12 protein-coding genes and 1 rRNA gene are annotated in these 15,798 nt (G+C 72.3%); 9 read left to right on the top strand and 4 right to left on the bottom strand.

Features of this window, described 5'->3' with window-relative positions; all coding sequences use genetic code 11:
• Positions 1-60: 60 nt before the first annotated feature.
• Positions 61-1,584, bottom strand: a 16S ribosomal RNA gene (locus tag ACYP53_RS05785).
• A 686-nt stretch (positions 1,585-2,270) separates the two neighbouring features.
• Here ACYP53_RS05785 and ACYP53_RS05790 point away from each other — a divergent pair.
• Positions 2,271-2,768, top strand: a complete 498-nt coding sequence (locus tag ACYP53_RS05790) for a hypothetical protein (protein ID WP_189920110.1) — start codon at positions 2,271-2,273, stop codon at positions 2,766-2,768.
• Between the two features lie 21 nt (positions 2,769-2,789).
• Here ACYP53_RS05790 and ACYP53_RS05795 read toward each other — a convergent pair whose 3' ends face one another.
• Positions 2,790-4,298, bottom strand: a complete 1,509-nt coding sequence (locus ACYP53_RS05795) for an AfsR/SARP family transcriptional regulator (protein ID WP_459646799.1) — start codon at positions 4,296-4,298, stop codon at positions 2,790-2,792.
• A gap of 130 nt (positions 4,299-4,428) precedes the next feature.
• Here ACYP53_RS05795 and ACYP53_RS05800 point away from each other — a divergent pair, with 130 nt between their 5' ends.
• From ACYP53_RS05800 to ACYP53_RS05820, 5 genes are all read left to right on the top strand, one after another.
• Positions 4,429-7,374, top strand: a complete 2,946-nt coding sequence (locus ACYP53_RS05800; protein WP_459646800.1) for an AfsR/SARP family transcriptional regulator — start codon at positions 4,429-4,431, stop codon at positions 7,372-7,374.
• Between the two features lie 134 nt (positions 7,375-7,508).
• Positions 7,509-8,414: a CAP domain-containing protein gene (locus tag ACYP53_RS05805; RefSeq protein ID WP_459646801.1), complete on the top strand. Its 906-nt coding sequence runs from the start codon at positions 7,509-7,511 to the stop codon at positions 8,412-8,414.
• A gap of 60 nt (positions 8,415-8,474) precedes the next feature.
• Complete coding sequence (locus ACYP53_RS05810; protein WP_459646802.1) at positions 8,475-9,350, top strand: peptidoglycan-binding protein; 876 nt, start codon at positions 8,475-8,477, stop codon at positions 9,348-9,350.
• A gap of 73 nt (positions 9,351-9,423) precedes the next feature.
• Complete coding sequence (locus tag ACYP53_RS05815) at positions 9,424-9,981, top strand: RICIN domain-containing protein (RefSeq protein ID WP_189920100.1); 558 nt, start codon at positions 9,424-9,426, stop codon at positions 9,979-9,981.
• A 100-nt stretch (positions 9,982-10,081) separates the two neighbouring features.
• On the top strand, positions 10,082-10,876 hold the full coding sequence (locus ACYP53_RS05820) for a GNAT family N-acetyltransferase (protein ID WP_459646803.1): 795 nt from the start codon (positions 10,082-10,084) through the stop codon (positions 10,874-10,876).
• A gap of 16 nt (positions 10,877-10,892) precedes the next feature.
• On the opposite strand, the gene ACYP53_RS05825 is transcribed toward ACYP53_RS05820, so the two are convergent.
• Positions 10,893-11,612, bottom strand: coding sequence for a nucleotidyltransferase domain-containing protein (locus ACYP53_RS05825; protein WP_229928868.1), 720 nt, complete (start codon positions 11,610-11,612; stop codon positions 10,893-10,895).
• 238 nt (positions 11,613-11,850) lie between these two features.
• On the opposite strand from ACYP53_RS05825, the gene ACYP53_RS05830 reads away from it, so the two are divergent.
• On the top strand, positions 11,851-12,558 hold the full coding sequence (locus ACYP53_RS05830) for a hypothetical protein (protein ID WP_459646804.1): 708 nt from the start codon (positions 11,851-11,853) through the stop codon (positions 12,556-12,558).
• Between the two features lie 79 nt (positions 12,559-12,637).
• Here the strand turns inward: ACYP53_RS05830 and ACYP53_RS05835 are convergent, their stop codons facing one another.
• Positions 12,638-13,285: a TetR/AcrR family transcriptional regulator gene (locus ACYP53_RS05835; RefSeq protein WP_229928867.1), complete on the bottom strand. Its 648-nt coding sequence runs from the start codon at positions 13,283-13,285 to the stop codon at positions 12,638-12,640.
• A 466-nt stretch (positions 13,286-13,751) separates the two neighbouring features.
• Here ACYP53_RS05835 and ACYP53_RS05840 point away from each other — a divergent pair, with 466 nt between their 5' ends.
• Both ACYP53_RS05840 and ACYP53_RS05845 read left to right on the top strand, forming a co-directional pair.
• On the top strand, positions 13,752-14,105 hold the full coding sequence (locus ACYP53_RS05840) for a DUF6542 domain-containing protein (RefSeq protein WP_189920091.1): 354 nt from the start codon (positions 13,752-13,754) through the stop codon (positions 14,103-14,105).
• Positions 14,098-15,756: an LCP family protein gene (locus ACYP53_RS05845; protein WP_189920089.1), complete on the top strand. Its 1,659-nt coding sequence runs from the start codon at positions 14,098-14,100 to the stop codon at positions 15,754-15,756. The genes ACYP53_RS05840 and ACYP53_RS05845 overlap by 8 nt, the downstream gene beginning before the upstream one ends.
• The last annotated feature ends 42 nt before the right edge of the window (positions 15,757-15,798 follow it).

The raw sequence follows: 15,798 nt of genomic DNA on the forward strand, positions 1-15,798 counted from the left end.
CGTTCCACCCATGAGCGACCGTGCAGAACATTCGCCTGCAAGCGGCCATGTGCTCCTTAGAAAGGAGGTGATCCAGCCGCACCTTCCGGTACGGCTACCTTGTTACGACTTCGTCCCAATCGCTGGTCCCACCTTCGACGGCTCCTCCCCTTACGGGTTAGGCCACCGGCTTCGGGTGTTACCGACTTTCGTGACGTGACGGGCGGTGTGTACAAGGCCCGGGAACGTATTCACCGCAGCATGCTGATCTGCGATTACTAGCAACTCCAACTTCATGGGGTCGAGTTGCAGACCCCAATCCGAACTGAGGCCGGCTTTTTGGGATTCGCTCCGCCTCGCGGCATCGCAGCCCTTTGTACCGACCATTGTAGCACGTGTGCAGCCCAAGACATAAGGGGCATGATGATTTGACGTCGTCCCCACCTTCCTCCGAGTTGACCCCGGCAGTCTCCTGTGAGTCCCCATCACCCCGAAAGGCATGCTGGCAACACAGAACAAGGGTTGCGCTCGTTGCGGGACTTAACCCAACATCTCACGACACGAGCTGACGACAACCATGCACCACCTGTATACCGACCACAAGGGGGCACCTGTCTCCAGGTGTTTCCGGCATATGTCAAGCCTTGGTAAGGTTCTTCGCGTTGCGTCGAATTAAGCCACATGCTCCGCTGCTTGTGCGGGCCCCCGTCAATTCCTTTGAGTTTTAGCCTTGCGGCCGTACTCCCCAGGCGGGGAACTTAATGCGTTAGCTGCGGCACCGACGACGTGGAATGTCGCCAACACCTAGTTCCCAACGTTTACGGCGTGGACTACCAGGGTATCTAATCCTGTTCGCTCCCCACGCTTTCGCTCCTCAGCGTCAGTAATGGCCCAGAGATCCGCCTTCGCCACCGGTGTTCCTCCTGATATCTGCGCATTTCACCGCTACACCAGGAATTCCGATCTCCCCTACCACACTCTAGCCTGCCCGTATCGAATGCAGACCCGGGGTTAAGCCCCGGGCTTTCACATCCGACGCGACAGGCCGCCTACGAGCTCTTTACGCCCAATAATTCCGGACAACGCTCGCACCCTACGTATTACCGCGGCTGCTGGCACGTAGTTAGCCGGTGCTTCTTCTGCAGGTACCGTCACTTGCGCTTCTTCCCTGCTGAAAGAGGTTTACAACCCGAAGGCCGTCATCCCTCACGCGGCGTCGCTGCATCAGGCTTTCGCCCATTGTGCAATATTCCCCACTGCTGCCTCCCGTAGGAGTCTGGGCCGTGTCTCAGTCCCAGTGTGGCCGGTCGCCCTCTCAGGCCGGCTACCCGTCGTCGCCTTGGTAGGCCATTACCCCACCAACAAGCTGATAGGCCGCGGGCTCATCCTGCACCGCCGGAGCTTTACACCAACCCCCATGCGGAGGAAGGTCATATCCGGTATTAGACCCCGTTTCCAGGGCTTGTCCCAGAGTGCAGGGCAGATTGCCCACGTGTTACTCACCCGTTCGCCACTGATCCACCCCGAAGGGCTTCACCGTTCGACTTGCATGTGTTAAGCACGCCGCCAGCGTTCGTCCTGAGCCAGGATCAAACTCTCCGTGAATGTATACCGGTAATCCGGTTCACACCCGCGTTGAGCGGCACGGCAACCACCGGAATAGGGTGATCCCGCGCACTGCGTCCTCGCTAGTGTTTTACTTCAAAAGGAATCTCCAACCCCAGAACAATCTGAGGCCGGGGATGTCAACATATCTGGCGTTGACTTTTGGCACGCTGTTGAGTTCTCAAGGAACGGACGCTTCCTTCGGACTGCCTTCCAGCAGGCCCTCCGGGCTTCGTTCTTTCGTGTTTCCAGCTTATCAGATGTTTTCCGCCCCGTTTCCGGGCTTCCTCATCCAACTCGCCGGTGTCTTCTGCGGCTTGACGCCCCGTCCGACGTTTCAAACTCTAGCCGATCCCTGCCCCGAAAGGCGAATCGACCGCAATCCAATAAAACGAACATGCCAAATACACACGGAGTCACGACGCGAAAACGCGAACGCAACCCAGCCCGAACCTGGGAAGTGGTGTTTCAGAGGATTGGCCGCCCCGGGACCGTCCGCGCTGACGCGTGTCCGGTGCTCCCTGCCGAGCGACTAGAGAACAGTACTCCCACTTCGCCCGCGGGCCAAACCGCTCCCGCCTCAACGGAACGTTCATCGAACGTCTACCGCCGTCGTCCATGATCAGGACCAGAGGGCGCCAGACGCGAAGGCGGGTGCCGACGTACGAGAGAGGCAGCACGGGGACATGAAGGCGACGAAGACTCTGCGGCGCACGGCACTCGGGACCACGGCCGGCCTGCTGGCACTGGCCGGGACGATGGTGTCGGCGGGGACCGCGCATGCCGACGCACCGGAGGACCTCCCCAGGGCCAGCATGAGCGAGCCCGGGGTGCTCTACCAGGGCCAGTACATCGAAACCGGCTACACCCGGCTGATCCTCCAGACCGACGGCAACCTCGTCGTCTACCGGACCCCCGTGGGCGCACCGTCCTACGCGAAGTGGATCGCGCCGCGAACCTGGGGCTGCGGCCAGAAGGCGATCATGCAGGGTGACGGCAACTTCGTCGTCTACGGCGCGGGCGACCGCGTCTGCTGGGCCAGCAACACGTTCAAGAGCAACAAGTTCCAGCACGCCTCCCTGGTGGTCTGGGGCTATGGCGGCGTCGCCGTCAACATCACGGACGGCTTCGAGAGCGGCGGCAGCTCCAACTGGAACACGCTGAACAGCTCCGACCTGTACTGACCGCCGCCCGCGCCCCGGCCCTCACCCGCGCTCGGCGAGCCACCTCACCAGGTCCGCCACCGACCACCGGGGCCGGGCCGCGAGCCGCGTCGCCGCCGTCCGCAGCAGAACGGGCAGGTAGCCGCAGAGGCCGGCCAGCTCGGTCACCGCGGCCGGCTCCCGGCTGATCCGCTCGACGCCCACGATCCGCGCCAGCAGCTCGTGGGCGTCGTTCGGTTCCAGCGGTCCGACCGTCAGCCGGACCGCCTCGGCGGGCAACGTCTCCGGGGCCGCGCCCGTGACCACCGCCGCGCAGCCGGGTACGGCGGGCAGCAGCGGGGTGGGGTCGGCCACCTCGTCGAGCACCACCAGCACCCGCCGCCCGGCCAGCGCCGCCCGGTACTGCGCGGTCAGCTCGCCGATCGGGGCGGAACCCGCGGGACGTTCCCCCAGGGCTCGCAGAAACCCCGCGAGCACCGCGTCCGCCTCGCCACCGCTCGCGTACAGCTGCCCGTCCGGGAAGGCGTCCTGGACGGCATGCCCGACGTGCACCGCCAGCGCCGACGCACCGCAGCCCGCCGGACCCGACAGCCCGACCACCGGCGAACCCTCGACCACCGGCGAACCCTCGACCACCGACGACACCGGCGCATCCCCGACCACCGACAAGCCCCCGACCACCGACAGGCCCCCGGCCGCCCGCAGCGCCTGCTCCGCCCGCCGCGCCAGCCCGGCCCGCCCCACCAGGTCGGGGATGTCCGGCGGCAGCTGGCCGGGCCTCGGCAGCCGCCGCAGCAACAGCACCGGCGTCTCCCCACGCCGGATCCGCTCGGCCAGCTCGGCCACCGCCGGCGCCGGTTCGAGCCCCAGTTCCCCGTCCAGCCGCTCCCGCAGCGCCTCGTACGCCGCCAGCGCCTCCGCCGTACGCCCGCAGCGGTGCAGCGCCAGCAGGTGCAGCCGGTGCACCTCCTCGTCCTGCGGGTGCGCGGCGGCCAGCCAGGCCAGCGGCTCCACCGCGTCGGCGTGTCGGCCGAGCGCCAGGTCCAGGTCCAGCAGCGTCTTCTCCACGGCGAGCCGCCCGGCCGCCAGCCGCTCCCGGGTCCGCTCGGCGAACGGCCCGGGCACGCCGTCCAGCGCTCGGACGCCCTGCCACGCCCCGAGCGCGGCCGCCAGGGCCTCCCTCGCCCGGGCCGGATCCCGGTGACGCAGCGCGACGGCCTCCGTCACCGTGCCCTCGTAGCGGAACAGGTCCACCGCCTCGCGGGGCACCGCCAGCCGGTAGCCACCGGCCGCGGCGACCAGCAGCCCGGGCTCGCCGAGGGCACGGCGCAGCCGGTGCACATGGGTGCCGATCTGCCCCGCCGGGTCCTTCGGCCAGCGGGTGTCGTCCTCCCCCCACAGGCCCTCGACCAGCCGGTCCGTCGGCACCAGCTGCCCCGGGGCGAGCAGCAGCGCGGCCAGCACCGCCCGCTGCTGCGGACGGCCGAGCTCGACCTCACGGCCGTCGCACCGGGCGCACAACGGCCCCAGCACGCGGAACTCGAGCCGCACGGCCCACCCCTCGAAGCTCGGAATCCGGTGCACAATCTGTGACAGAGCATAGGCCGCCGGGACAGGGGGCGCCGCTGTCCGGACGGAAGTGGCGGAATCCCGGCGCGAGACGACTTTCGGGACGGATCACATGGGTGACATGGGGGGCGCCGGGCTGCGGTTCGGGCTGCTGGGGCCGCTGCGGGCCTGGTACGGGGAGCAGGAGCTGGAGTTGGGCAGGCCGCAGCAGCGGGCCGTGCTCGCCGTCCTGCTGGAGGCCGCCGGGCGCGCGGTGGCGGTTCCGGTGCTGGTCGAGGGGGTGTGGGGCGGGGCCGCGCCGGCCGACCCGCGCAAGGCCGTCCAGCTCGCCGTCTCCCGGCTGCGCACCGCGTTCCGCCCGTACAGCGGGGACGATCCGGAGCGGATGCCGCTGGTCCGGATCGGCGACGGTTACGCGCTCAAGGCGCCCCGGGCCGAGGTCGACACCGCCGACTGGGAGGCGCTACTGGCCGAGACCGGACGGCTCCACGAGCAGCAGGCGCCACCGCGGGAGGTGCGGGAGGTCCTGCACCGCGCCCAGCGGCTGTGGGTCGGCGAGCCGCTCGCCGGGCTGCCCGGGCCGCACGCCGAGGCCGTCCGGGCCCGGCTCACCGAGCAGCGGATCCAGGCCAAGGAGACCCAGCTGGAGCTGGACGCCGACCTCGGCGACCGCACCGACCTGACCGCCGAGGCCGCCGCCCTCGCCCTGGAACACCCCGGCCGGCCCCGGCTCACCGCCGTCCTGATGCGTGCCCTCTACCAGTCCGGCCGCAAGGCCGAGGCGCTCGCCGTGTACGAGGACGCCCGGGCGGCGCTGCCCGAGGCCCCCCGGACGACGCGGCCGGGGGACGCCGACGGCCCGGCCGCCGTACAGCTGCGCATCCTGCGCGAGGACGCCTCCCTGCTGCCCGCCGCGGTCTCCGCCACCCCGGCCGAGCCCGCCGCCGACACCTGGCAGGCACCCGACCAGCTCCCCTCCGACCTGCCCGACTTCACCGGACGCGCCGAGGAGGTCGAGGCCCTCACCGACCGCCTCGCCGACGCCGGCGGGCGGGCCGTCGTGGTCTCCGCGCTGGACGGCATGGGCGGCGTCGGCAAGACCACCCTCGCCGTGCACGTGGCCCGCATGGTCCGCGACCGCTTCCCCGACGGGCAGCTCTTCGCCGACCTGCGCGGCGCCGACCACACCCCGCCCGACCCCGGCACCGTCCTCGCCGGCTTCCTGCGCGCCCTCGGTGTCGCCCCCGCCGAGATCCCCCCGGACACCGGCGAGCGCAGCGCGCTCTACCGCTCGGCGCTGGCCGGCCGACGCGTCCTGGTCGTCCTCGACAACGCCGCCACACCCGGCCACGTCGACCCGCTGCTGCCGGGCTCGGCCGGCTGCGCCGTCCTCATCACCAGCCGCCACCGGCTGGCCGGCCTCGCCGGGGCCCACCAGCTCCGCCTGGACACGCTGCCGCCCGACCAGGCACTGGAACTGCTCACCCGCATCGTCGGCGCCGGACGCGTCGCAGCCGAACCCGAGGCCGCCGAGGAGATCGTCCGGGCCTGCGGGCTGCTTCCGCTCGCCGTCCGCATCGTCGCCTCCCGGCTCGCCGCCGACCCCGCGCTCACCCTGGCCGTCCTCGCCGAAGGGCTGCGCCGGGAGCACCGGCTGGCCGAACTCAGCGACGGCGAACGGACCGTGGAAGCCAGCTTCGCGCTCTCCTACCACCGTCTCGACGCCGAACTCGCCCGCGCCTTCCGGCTGCTCGCCCTCCCCGACGCCCCCGACATCCCGCTGCCCTGTGCCGCCGTCCTGCTCGACCGCACCGAGGCCGAGACCGACGAACTGCTCGAAACCCTCGTCGACCTCAACCTGCTGCACTCCCCCCGCTTCGGCAGCTACGGCTTCCACGACCTCGTCCGCGCCTACGCCCGCGGCCGGCTCGCCGCCGAGGACGACGCCGCCGACCGCACCGCCGCCGCCGACCGGCTCGTCGACTTCTGCCTCGCCACCGCCCGCAACGCCGACCTCGCCGCCCGCAAGGCCGACCCGGTCGAGCTCAGCCTGCTCGGCGCGCCGGTGAACTCCCCCGGCCGGGCGATCGCGGACGGCGCCGAGGCGGTGCGCTGGATGCGCGAGCAGGCCGAGGTGCACGCCGCCGCCATCGCCCTCAGCTGCGCCGACCCGAACCTGCCGCTCGACCGCGCCGCCGAACTCACCGACCGGATGGGCGCGGTGCTCCCCGATCGCGCCCGGACCACCGTCATCGCCGACCTCGCCGAGCGGGTCGGCCGGGAAGCCGAAGCGCGCGGCGACCACGGCCCGCTCGCCCTCGCCGCGTACGTGCGCGGCAGCATGCTCTGGCACGTCAACCGCTACGCCGAGTCGCAGGAGGCGATCCGCCGCGCCGTCGAGCTCTGCACCTCCCCGGCCACCGAGCGCGTGCTCGCCAAATCCCTGCTCACCCTCGGCGGCAACGCCCGCATCCACGGTCGCTACGCCGAGGCCGCCGACCACGCCGGCCGCGCCGCCCAGCTGTTCCACCGCCTCGGCGCCGAACGCTCCGAGGGCAGCGCGCTCGGCGAGTTCGCCTTCAGCGCCGCCCAGACCGGCCGGCTCGACGAGGCGCGGGACGCCGCCGAGCGCGGCGCCCGCCTGATGCGCGGCTCCGGCCCGGTCTCCGCCGCGACCGGCCGCTACTACCTGGCCCGGGTGCTGCGGCTGTGCGGCGACCCGGAGGCGGCGCTCGACCACGCCGTCGGGGCCCGGGAGGAGTTCGCCGCCCTCCAGGTGACCGTGTTCGCCGCCGCGTCCGGCGACCTCGCCGCCCGCATCCACGCCGAGGCCGGCCGCTGGCTGCTCGCCGTCGACGCCGCCGAAGCCGTCCTCCCGCTCGCCCGCCGCACCAGCGCCGCCCTGGAGGCCGCCCTGCTGCGCACCCTCGGCACCGCGCTCGACGGCCTCGGCCGCCCACGCCAGGCCCGGGCCTGTCTGACGGACTCCCTGGAGATCTACCAGCGGCTCGGGCTGGAGGAGGAAGCGGAGCAGGTCAGGGGGCTGCTGGGCCGGTAGACACGGCATCAACGCGCCGTCCGGCTACGCGCGTTGACCGGCCGTCTGCCGCACTCCTGGAACGTCTCTCTCGTCAGGCCCCGGGCCGCCGCGAACAGCGGCCCGGGGCGACACCACAGACGAGAGGCGCGACAATGCCCACGCTCCCGCAGCACGGCCAGACCTGGACGCTCAAGTCCGCCAACGGAACGGTCGCCGACGTCCGCTCCAGCCAGACCGCCGCCGGCACCGCCGTCCAGTCCTGGGGCTCCAACGGCACCACCGCGCAGGGCTGGACCTTCTGGGCCAAGGAGAACGGCAGCTTCCTCCTGGAGACCCAGCTGACCGTCGGCCGGCACGCCCCCGGCCAGGCCATGGTCATGGACTACAACTACTCCACCGGCCAGGCCTGGCTGTACAACGAGCACAACCAGCCCAACCAGCACTGGTGCTTCGAGCCCGTCGACAACGACTGGATCCGCATCCGCACCACCCGCGGCGACGAGGGCACGCTCTTCCTCACCGCGTCCGCCCCCGGCGCCCCGCTCACCCTGGGCAAGGAGGACGGCGGCAACCCGGCCCAGCGCTGGCAGCTCGTCCCCGCCGGCGGCATCAGCGGCGGCGGCCAGCAGCAGCGGCCCCAGCCGCAGCCGCAGCCCCAGCCCGGTGGCGGCGGCGGTGACTACCGCAACGAGATGCTGAACGCCGTCAACGCCGAGCGCGGCCGCGTCGGCGCCCCGGCACTGCGCCTGGACGACCGCCTCAGCGCCGCCGCCCAGCGGCACGCCAACGACATGGCCTCGCACGACCTCACCCAGCACGACGGCACCGACGGCAGCTCCCCCTGGGACCGCATCCGCGACGCCGGCTTCTCCTCCCGCGCCTCCGCCGAGAACGTCACCCCGGGCAACAGCGTGCCGGAGGCGATGCAGATGTGGATGAACAGCCCGCACCACCGGGACAACATCCTCAGCCCCGCCTACAACTGCATCGGCATCGGCTACGCGCCCCGCCAGCGCGGCAACTGGGGCCGCTACGTGCAGACCTTCGGCCAGGCCTGAGCCCCTCCCCCCGACCGAACCCCCTTCCAGCAACCTTCCAGCAACAAGGAGTCCACACCCATGTCCTCGAACGCGGCGGACCTGATCCGCGTCGCCCGAGACGAGGTCGGCTACCACGAGGGTCGCAGCGGCGGGCACTGGAACAACATCCAGAAGTTCTCCCCCGCCGTCGCCGGCCTGGAGTGGTCCCAGGGCGAGGCCTGGTGCGCCACCTTCGTCGCCTGGTGCGCCGAGCAGTCCGGCAACGCCGGGCTCTTCCCGGTCACCGCCTCCTGCGCGGAGGGCGTCGCCTGGTTCACGGAGCGCGGCCGCTTCACCGAGTACCCGGTCATCGGCGGCCAGGTCTTCTTCGGCCCCGGCGGCGGCAGCCACACCGGCATCTGCATCGCCTACACCAGCTCCACCATCACCACCGTCGAGGGCAACACCAACGACGGCGGCAGCGCCGAGGGCGACGGCGTCTACATGAAGACCCGGGACCGCCGCTCGGACTGGGTCCACGGCTACGGCGTCCCGGACTTCGCCGGCGGCGTCGTCCTCGCCGACCCGGAGTGGAAGGACCGGCCCGGGGCGATCTACTTCGGCCAGGAAGCCTCCGCGGAGGACAGCCCGAGCGGCGGGGCCACGAGCGGCGGCACCCCGGCCGGTGGCACCGCCCCGGCGGCCGACTCCGGCGGCGACGGCGACGGCGACGAGCCGTTCCCCGGCGCCGACTTCTTCCACGACGGCCAGAACAGCGAGGTCATCACCCGGATGGGCGAGCGCCTCGTCGCCGAGGGCTGCTCCGCCTACGCCGAAGGCCCCGGGCCCGAGTGGTCCGACGCCGACCGCGAGTCCTTCCGCAACTGGCAGCACAAGCTCGGCGACTCCGGCGACGACGCCGACGGCATCCCCGGCCCCCGGCAGTGGGCCGCCCTCCGGGTCCCGCGCGGCTGACGCCGGAGCCGTCCACCACACCCGACCTTCCACGCACCGGAAAGCCTTCCACCACACCAGAAGGAGCACACCCGTGAAGAGCATCACCCGTACCCGCAGAGTCCTCGCCTCGCTCGGCGCCGTCGCGGCCGTCGCGGGGGCGGTCGTCGCCGGCGCTCCGGCCGCGCAGGCCGCCGGCTGCGAGCTGGCGCCCGCCCTGTCCAGCCCCGAGAAGGTCTACAACGGCGCCACCGGCGTGCTCGACCTGCCGGGCAACAACGAGGCCAACGGCCAGCGGATCGGCGTCTACTCGGCCAACGACTGGTCCGACGCCCAGCGTTGGATGATCTGGGGCTACTGCGACGGCACCAGCGCCATCTCGCACGGCGGCGCCGGCAAGACCATCGACCTCGACACCGGCTCGGGCGCCGTCCGGCTGATGGACGCCCCGGGCGGCTGGGAGGGGCTCAACCGCCCGTTCGAGTACGGGATGCCGGACAACCAGAAGTGGCGGCTGACCGACGAGGACCGGGGCTGGTACCTGGTCCGCAGCGCGGTCAACGGGCAGTGCCTCAAGAGCAACGGGACGGGCCAGTACACCTCGATGACGTCCTGCGACCGCAACGACCCCGCCCAGCGCTGGCGGTTCTGACCCACCGGCCGGGCCCGGTCCGTCCGTCGGCGCCGACGGACGGACCGGGCCGTCGGCGCACCCGGACGCGGCCGGACGGGCCGGGCCTATCCTCGACCGCGTGCCCCTCATCAGCCTCCACGACCGCGCCGAGCTCGCCGCCCGGTTCCGCACCGATCCGGCGCTGCACCTCTTCGAACTCGGCGACCTGTCCGACCCGACCTGGGCCAACACCGCCTGGTACACCGCCTCCGCCGAGGGCGGCCCGGTCGCCCTGCTCTTCAGCGGCGGCGACACCCCGGTCCTGCTCGCCTTCGCCCGGCCCGCCGACGTCCCGCCACTGGAGGCGCTGCTGGGCGACCTGCGGCCGTTCCTGCCGCGCCGCTTCACGGCCGGCCTGCCGGACGGCGCCGAGCGGGCCCTCGCCCCCGACTACGCGGTCGAGCGCCGGACGCCACTGCTGCGGATGCTGCTCACCGAGCGGCTCCCCGCCGAACCCGCGGACGGGGCCGAACCCGGTTACCGGGCCGAGCCGTTGACCTCGGACGACCTCGCCGCCGTACGGGCCCTGCTGGACGCGTCCTACCCGGAGGCCTGGTTCGACCCGCGGATGCTCGCGAACGGCGGCTACACCGGCGTCCGCGCGAACGGCCGGCTGCTGGCCGTCGCCGGGGTGCACGTCCACTCGCCCGCCCAGCGGGTCGCCGTCCTCGGCAACGTGACCACCCACCCCGACGCCCGCGGCCGCGGCCTGGCCCGGGCCTGCGTGACCGCCCTGTGCCGGCGGCTGGCCGCCACCACCGACCACCTGGGCCTCAACGTCCGCACCGACAACGCCCCGGCGATCCGGCTCTACGAGCGGCTGGGCTTCACGACCGTCGCGACCTACAACGAGCTGGTGCTCAGCGCCTCGTAGCCGGTCCTGCACGGTCCTAGACGGTGCGCTCGATGGCGCCGTGCCAGGTGCGGCGGTAGCCCTCCGAGAGCGGGCCGCCGGCCAGGTCCAGGACCTGACGGGCCGCCCGGGCCAGCGGACGCGGGTCGCCGTCCCGGCTCAGCCGCAGGTGGCCGTCGACCAGGGCCGGGCCGAGGACCGGGTCGGCCTCGCGGAGGCGGCGGGGCAGCCACTTGCCGACGCCGGTCCAGGCCCGGTGGTGGTCGAAGAGCAGGTCGGCGGCGGCGGTGAGCACCTCGGCGGCGATCGCCAGGCGTTCCGTGTCGTCCCCGGCGTCGGCGAGGTCGTCCAGCAGGTCGGTCAGGCCGTAGCGCTTGGTCTCCACGGTCTCCGGGGCCAGTGCGGGCGGGCCCTGGCGCAGGTCGGCCCCGGCGCGCTCGCGGGCGCGGGCGCCGTGGCCGTCGGGGTCGGTCAGCAGGAGGCCGGTGGCGTACATGTGCTGGAGGACGGCCCGGCGGGAGGCCGCGTCGACGGCGAACAGCTCGGCGAGGCCGGTCCCGGTGTGGACGAAGAGCTCGACCGTACGGCCTTCGAAGCGGACGGTCTCCCGGTGGGTCTCGCCGCCGTCCGCGACCAGGACCGCGAGGTCGAGGTCGCTGGTGGCGGTGGCGGTCCCGGTCGCCGCGGAGCCGGCCAGCAGCACGGCGAGCGCGTCCGGGAAGCGGTCGGCCACCAGCCGACGGGCCTGATCGATCATCTGCGCAACCATGGCGGACAGAATCGCACGGCGACGATCAAACGGAGGCTCAGCCCCGCTCCCGCCCCGCCCTCTTCCCCTGATCACGACTCGATATCCCTTGTCACGGTGCCGCGAGGGAGTCGTCACGGACCGGTCAAGAGGACGCCGAAGCCATGGCACCGGACCTCCGGGCTGCGCTATGAAGTTCTCTCGGGAGGGCCGTCGATCGGTGGCCCGCGAAAACGGGGGACGTCTCGTGAAGCTCATCCGCAGCAATCGCCATGCCCTGGCCCTGGCCGCACTGGCCTCGGTCGGCACGCTCACCATGACCGCCTGCAACGACGACGCGTCGTCGTCCGACACCGCGACGACCCCGCCGCCCGCGGCGTCCGCGCCCGCCACCAGCGCCGCCGCGTCGCCCACCGGCGGTGCCATCACCCCGGCCGCCCCGACCTCCGCCCCGGCGGGCGGCGCGGCGTCCGGCTCGGCCGCGGCGCCCGCTCCGGCCGGCTCCGCCCCGGCGGGCGGGACCACGGTCAAGATCGGCGACGCCGTGACCATCCCGTTCAGCTCGGGCAGCACCAAGGGCACCATCGCACTCGCGGTCACCTCGATCGAGAAGGGCGACCCGGCGGACCTCACCTCGCTCAAGCTGGGCGACAAGGCCAAGGGCCTGGTGCCGTACTACATCCACTACAAGGTCACCAACGCCGGCAGCACCGACCTGTCCTTCACCAGCGTCGACCACATGAAGGGCCTGCTGGCGGACGGCACCGAGGCGCAGGAGCTGATGATCATCGGCGCCTTCCCCAAGTGCAAGAGCGACTCGCTGCCCAAGGGCTTCACCAACGGCCAGTCGTCCACCTCCTGCGCGGTGGCGATGTCCCCGGAGGCCTCCAAGGTCGCGGGCGCCGAGTACTGGGGCGACCCGTACACCCTCGGCAAGGGCCTCAACTGGAAGTGAGCCATCACGGCACCGGACGGGGGGCGGCGCACTGCCGCCCCCCGTCCGGCGTTAGCCATCCGCCGTCAGCCCTCTGGCGTCAGCCTTCCGCCGGCGCCGGAGCGCCGTGGATCCGCAGGAAGGCGTCGACGCCGACCGCCGCGATCCGCTCGACCTCCTCGTCCGCCACCGGGAGGGCGCCCCAGAAGGAGCGGTCCGCGACCGGGTGGAAGGTCAGCAGGGTGTACTGCTCGGCGGCCAGTGCGGCGTCCTCGACCGCGAGCAGCCCGCGCTCGGTGAGGGCCTCGAAGTGTGCGGCGAGGTCGCGCAGCGAGGCGATCGGCCCGGCTTCCAGCCAGGCCCCCAGGACGTCGGCCGGGATGTTGGCCACCTCGGCGCGGATCGCCCGGCCGAGCGCCCCGTGCTCCCCGGCGGACAGCACGGCGCGGGCCCGCTCGACCGCGAAGTCGACCAGGTCCTGGCGCAGGTCCACCACCCGGTCGAGGTACTTCGCCATCAGGTCCCTGATCTTCTCGGTCAGTTCGGCCGAGTTCTGCAGCGCCACCGACAGGAAGAGGGCTTCCTTGTCGCCGAAGTGGTTGTAGACCGTGCGTTTGGAGACCCCGGCCTCGGCCGCGATCGCGTCCATGCTGGCCCGTACGTAGCCCTCGCGGCCGAACACCACCATCGCGGCCAGGGTGATCGCCTTGCGCTTCTCCGGCCGTCCCGCTCCGCCCGTCGTCGCCACGGTCCACTCCTCCACTGCTTCACCCCGTCAATGAAACTACTCGGTGCAGTGTATCCGTGCCGCCGTCCGGATCCGAGCCCGTCACCGCACACCCCGCACACCCACACATCCGCGCTTCGCGGGCGCACTCCGCGCCGCATAGAATCTCTACACCCGTGTAGAGGAAAAGCGGAAGCCCCTCCCCCCGCATCACGGCCGGTCCGGAGGGGCGAGGGAACCGACCGACCGGCCCGGACGTCCAGAACTGGCAGCGCCCACGAGCGGGATTCCGGACGACGGTCGGCGCGGGCCCGGGCGCCGCCGCGGCGCACGGGACACAGAACACGGATCACGGGAACACCGGGGGTGAGTGCGCGTGGCAGGACAGCGAGGACGGCCGTCCGAACAGGGTTCACGACGGCGGGCGGCGGCGGGCGGGCCCGCCGCGGGCCCGGCGCGCCCCCTTCCCGGCGGAGCCGCGGCACCCGTGGCCCTGGCCCTCGGGCTGCCGCTGGCCGGCGCCGCGGTCGACGAGGTCTCCGGCCCCGGCATGGGCCTGGCCTTCGCCGTCTGCGCGGTGCTCGGGACCGGCCTGGCGGCGGCGCTCAGCAGCCGCAACGGCTGGTGGTGGGTGCTCGCCACCTCGCCGCTGGTCGTCCTGGGCGCGACCGCCGCCGTCGAGCTGGCGGCCCACCGCGACCGCTACCAGGGCAAGGCCCTGGCCACCGGCGGCGCGAAGTGGGTGGTGCACGGCTTTCCCGTGATGGCGGAGGCCGCCGCGGCGGCGCTCCTGGTGATCGTGGTCCGGCTGGTCCGGCACCGGAGGAGGCAGCGTGGCTGACAACGCCGAGCACGACGGGCAGGGCGCACCCGCCGCCACCGGGCAGGGCGGCCGGGCGGCCGCCCGCCGGGGCGCGGAGCCTCGCCGCGCCTCCCCGCTGCTGATCGCGGGCCGGGTGACGGCCTGCACCGTCGGGCTGGCGGTGTTCGCCGCCAGCGGGGTGGTCTGGTACGAGTACAAGCAGCTCACCGACGGGATGACCACGTCCAACGTCATCGCCGAGACGAAGAAGGACGCCCCCAAGCACCTCGACAACTCGGTCAACCTGCTGCTGATCGGCCTGGACAGCCGCAAGAACATGGACGGTTCGGACCTGCCCCCGCAGTTCGTCCAGGACGAGCTGCACGCCGGCCACAGCTCCGACATCGGCGGCTACAACACCAACTCGCTGATCCTGCTGCACATCCCGGCGAACGGCGGCAAGGTGCAGGCCGTCTCCATACCCCGCGACGACTACGTCATGACCTACAACGCCGACGGCTCCCAGCTGGGCATGGCCAAGATCAAGGAGGCCTACGGCGCGGCCAAGGACAAGGCCGATCCGGGCCTGCGGGCCAAGGGCCTCAAGGGCGCCGATCTGGAGAAGGCGGGCCGCGACATAGGCCGGGCGGCCACCATCCGCACCGTCCAGAAGTTCCTCGACCAGCCGATCGACCACATCGCCGAGGTCAACCTGATGGGCTTCTACGACATCGCCAAGGCGGTCGAGCCGATCCAGGTCTGCCTCACCCACGACACCAAGGACCCGGCCATGGAGGGCCAGGGCTCCGGCGCCGACTTCAAGAAGGGCATCAACACCCTCAACGCCTCCCAGGCGCTCTCCTTCGTCCGCCAGCGCCACAACCTCGACGGCCCCGACGGCAACTCCGGCGACTTCGCCCGCACCCACCGGCAGCAGGCCTTCATCTCCGCGGTCGTGCACAACCTGAAGCAGAAGGGGATCGTCGGCGACCTCGGCAAGATGCAGGAGCTGATGGGCGTCATCCAGAAGGACCTCGTCATCGACAACGAGTGGAACATCCTCGACTTCGCCCAGCAGGCCCCGGCGCTGACCGGCGGCAACGTCGAGTTCAACACGCTGACCTTCGACGGCTTCGGCACCAAGAACGGCCAGGACGTCAACCTGGTGACCCCGGCGAAGGTCCAGAAGGTGGTCAAGCAGCTGTTCGGCTACGCCGACGCCGCCCCCGCACCGGCCCCGGCGGGCGCCCCGTCCGCCGAACCCGCCCCGACCCCGACGCCCACCCCCACCCCGACCGCCGCCAAGGCCGTCACGGTGGACGTCCTCAACGCCTCCTCGGCCGCCGGGGTCTCCTCCACCGCCGAGTCCAAGGCCCTGGTCGCGATGGGGTTCAAGGAGGGCCGGACCGGCTCCGCGAGCAGCCGGCCGAAGACCACCACCGTCGTCTACGGCAAGGGCGCCAAGGACGCCGCCGAGCAGATCGCCGCCCGCTACGGCGTGACCGCCACCGAGTCCGCCTCCGTCGGCGCGGACCGCGTGGTCGTGACCCTCGGCACCGGCTTCACCGGGGTCGACGCCGACAAGCCCGCCGCTCCGGGCGGCGCCCCGTCCGACCCGGTCGCCAACCTGCCGATGCAGGGCCCCGGCGTCGACGCCCAGTCCGACGGCGGCATCCCCTGCGTCTACTGACCCGCCCCGCTCCGACCGCCTGAGGGAGGCTCCCGCGCCGGG

Source organism: Kitasatospora sp. Ki12, assembly GCF_054601375.1.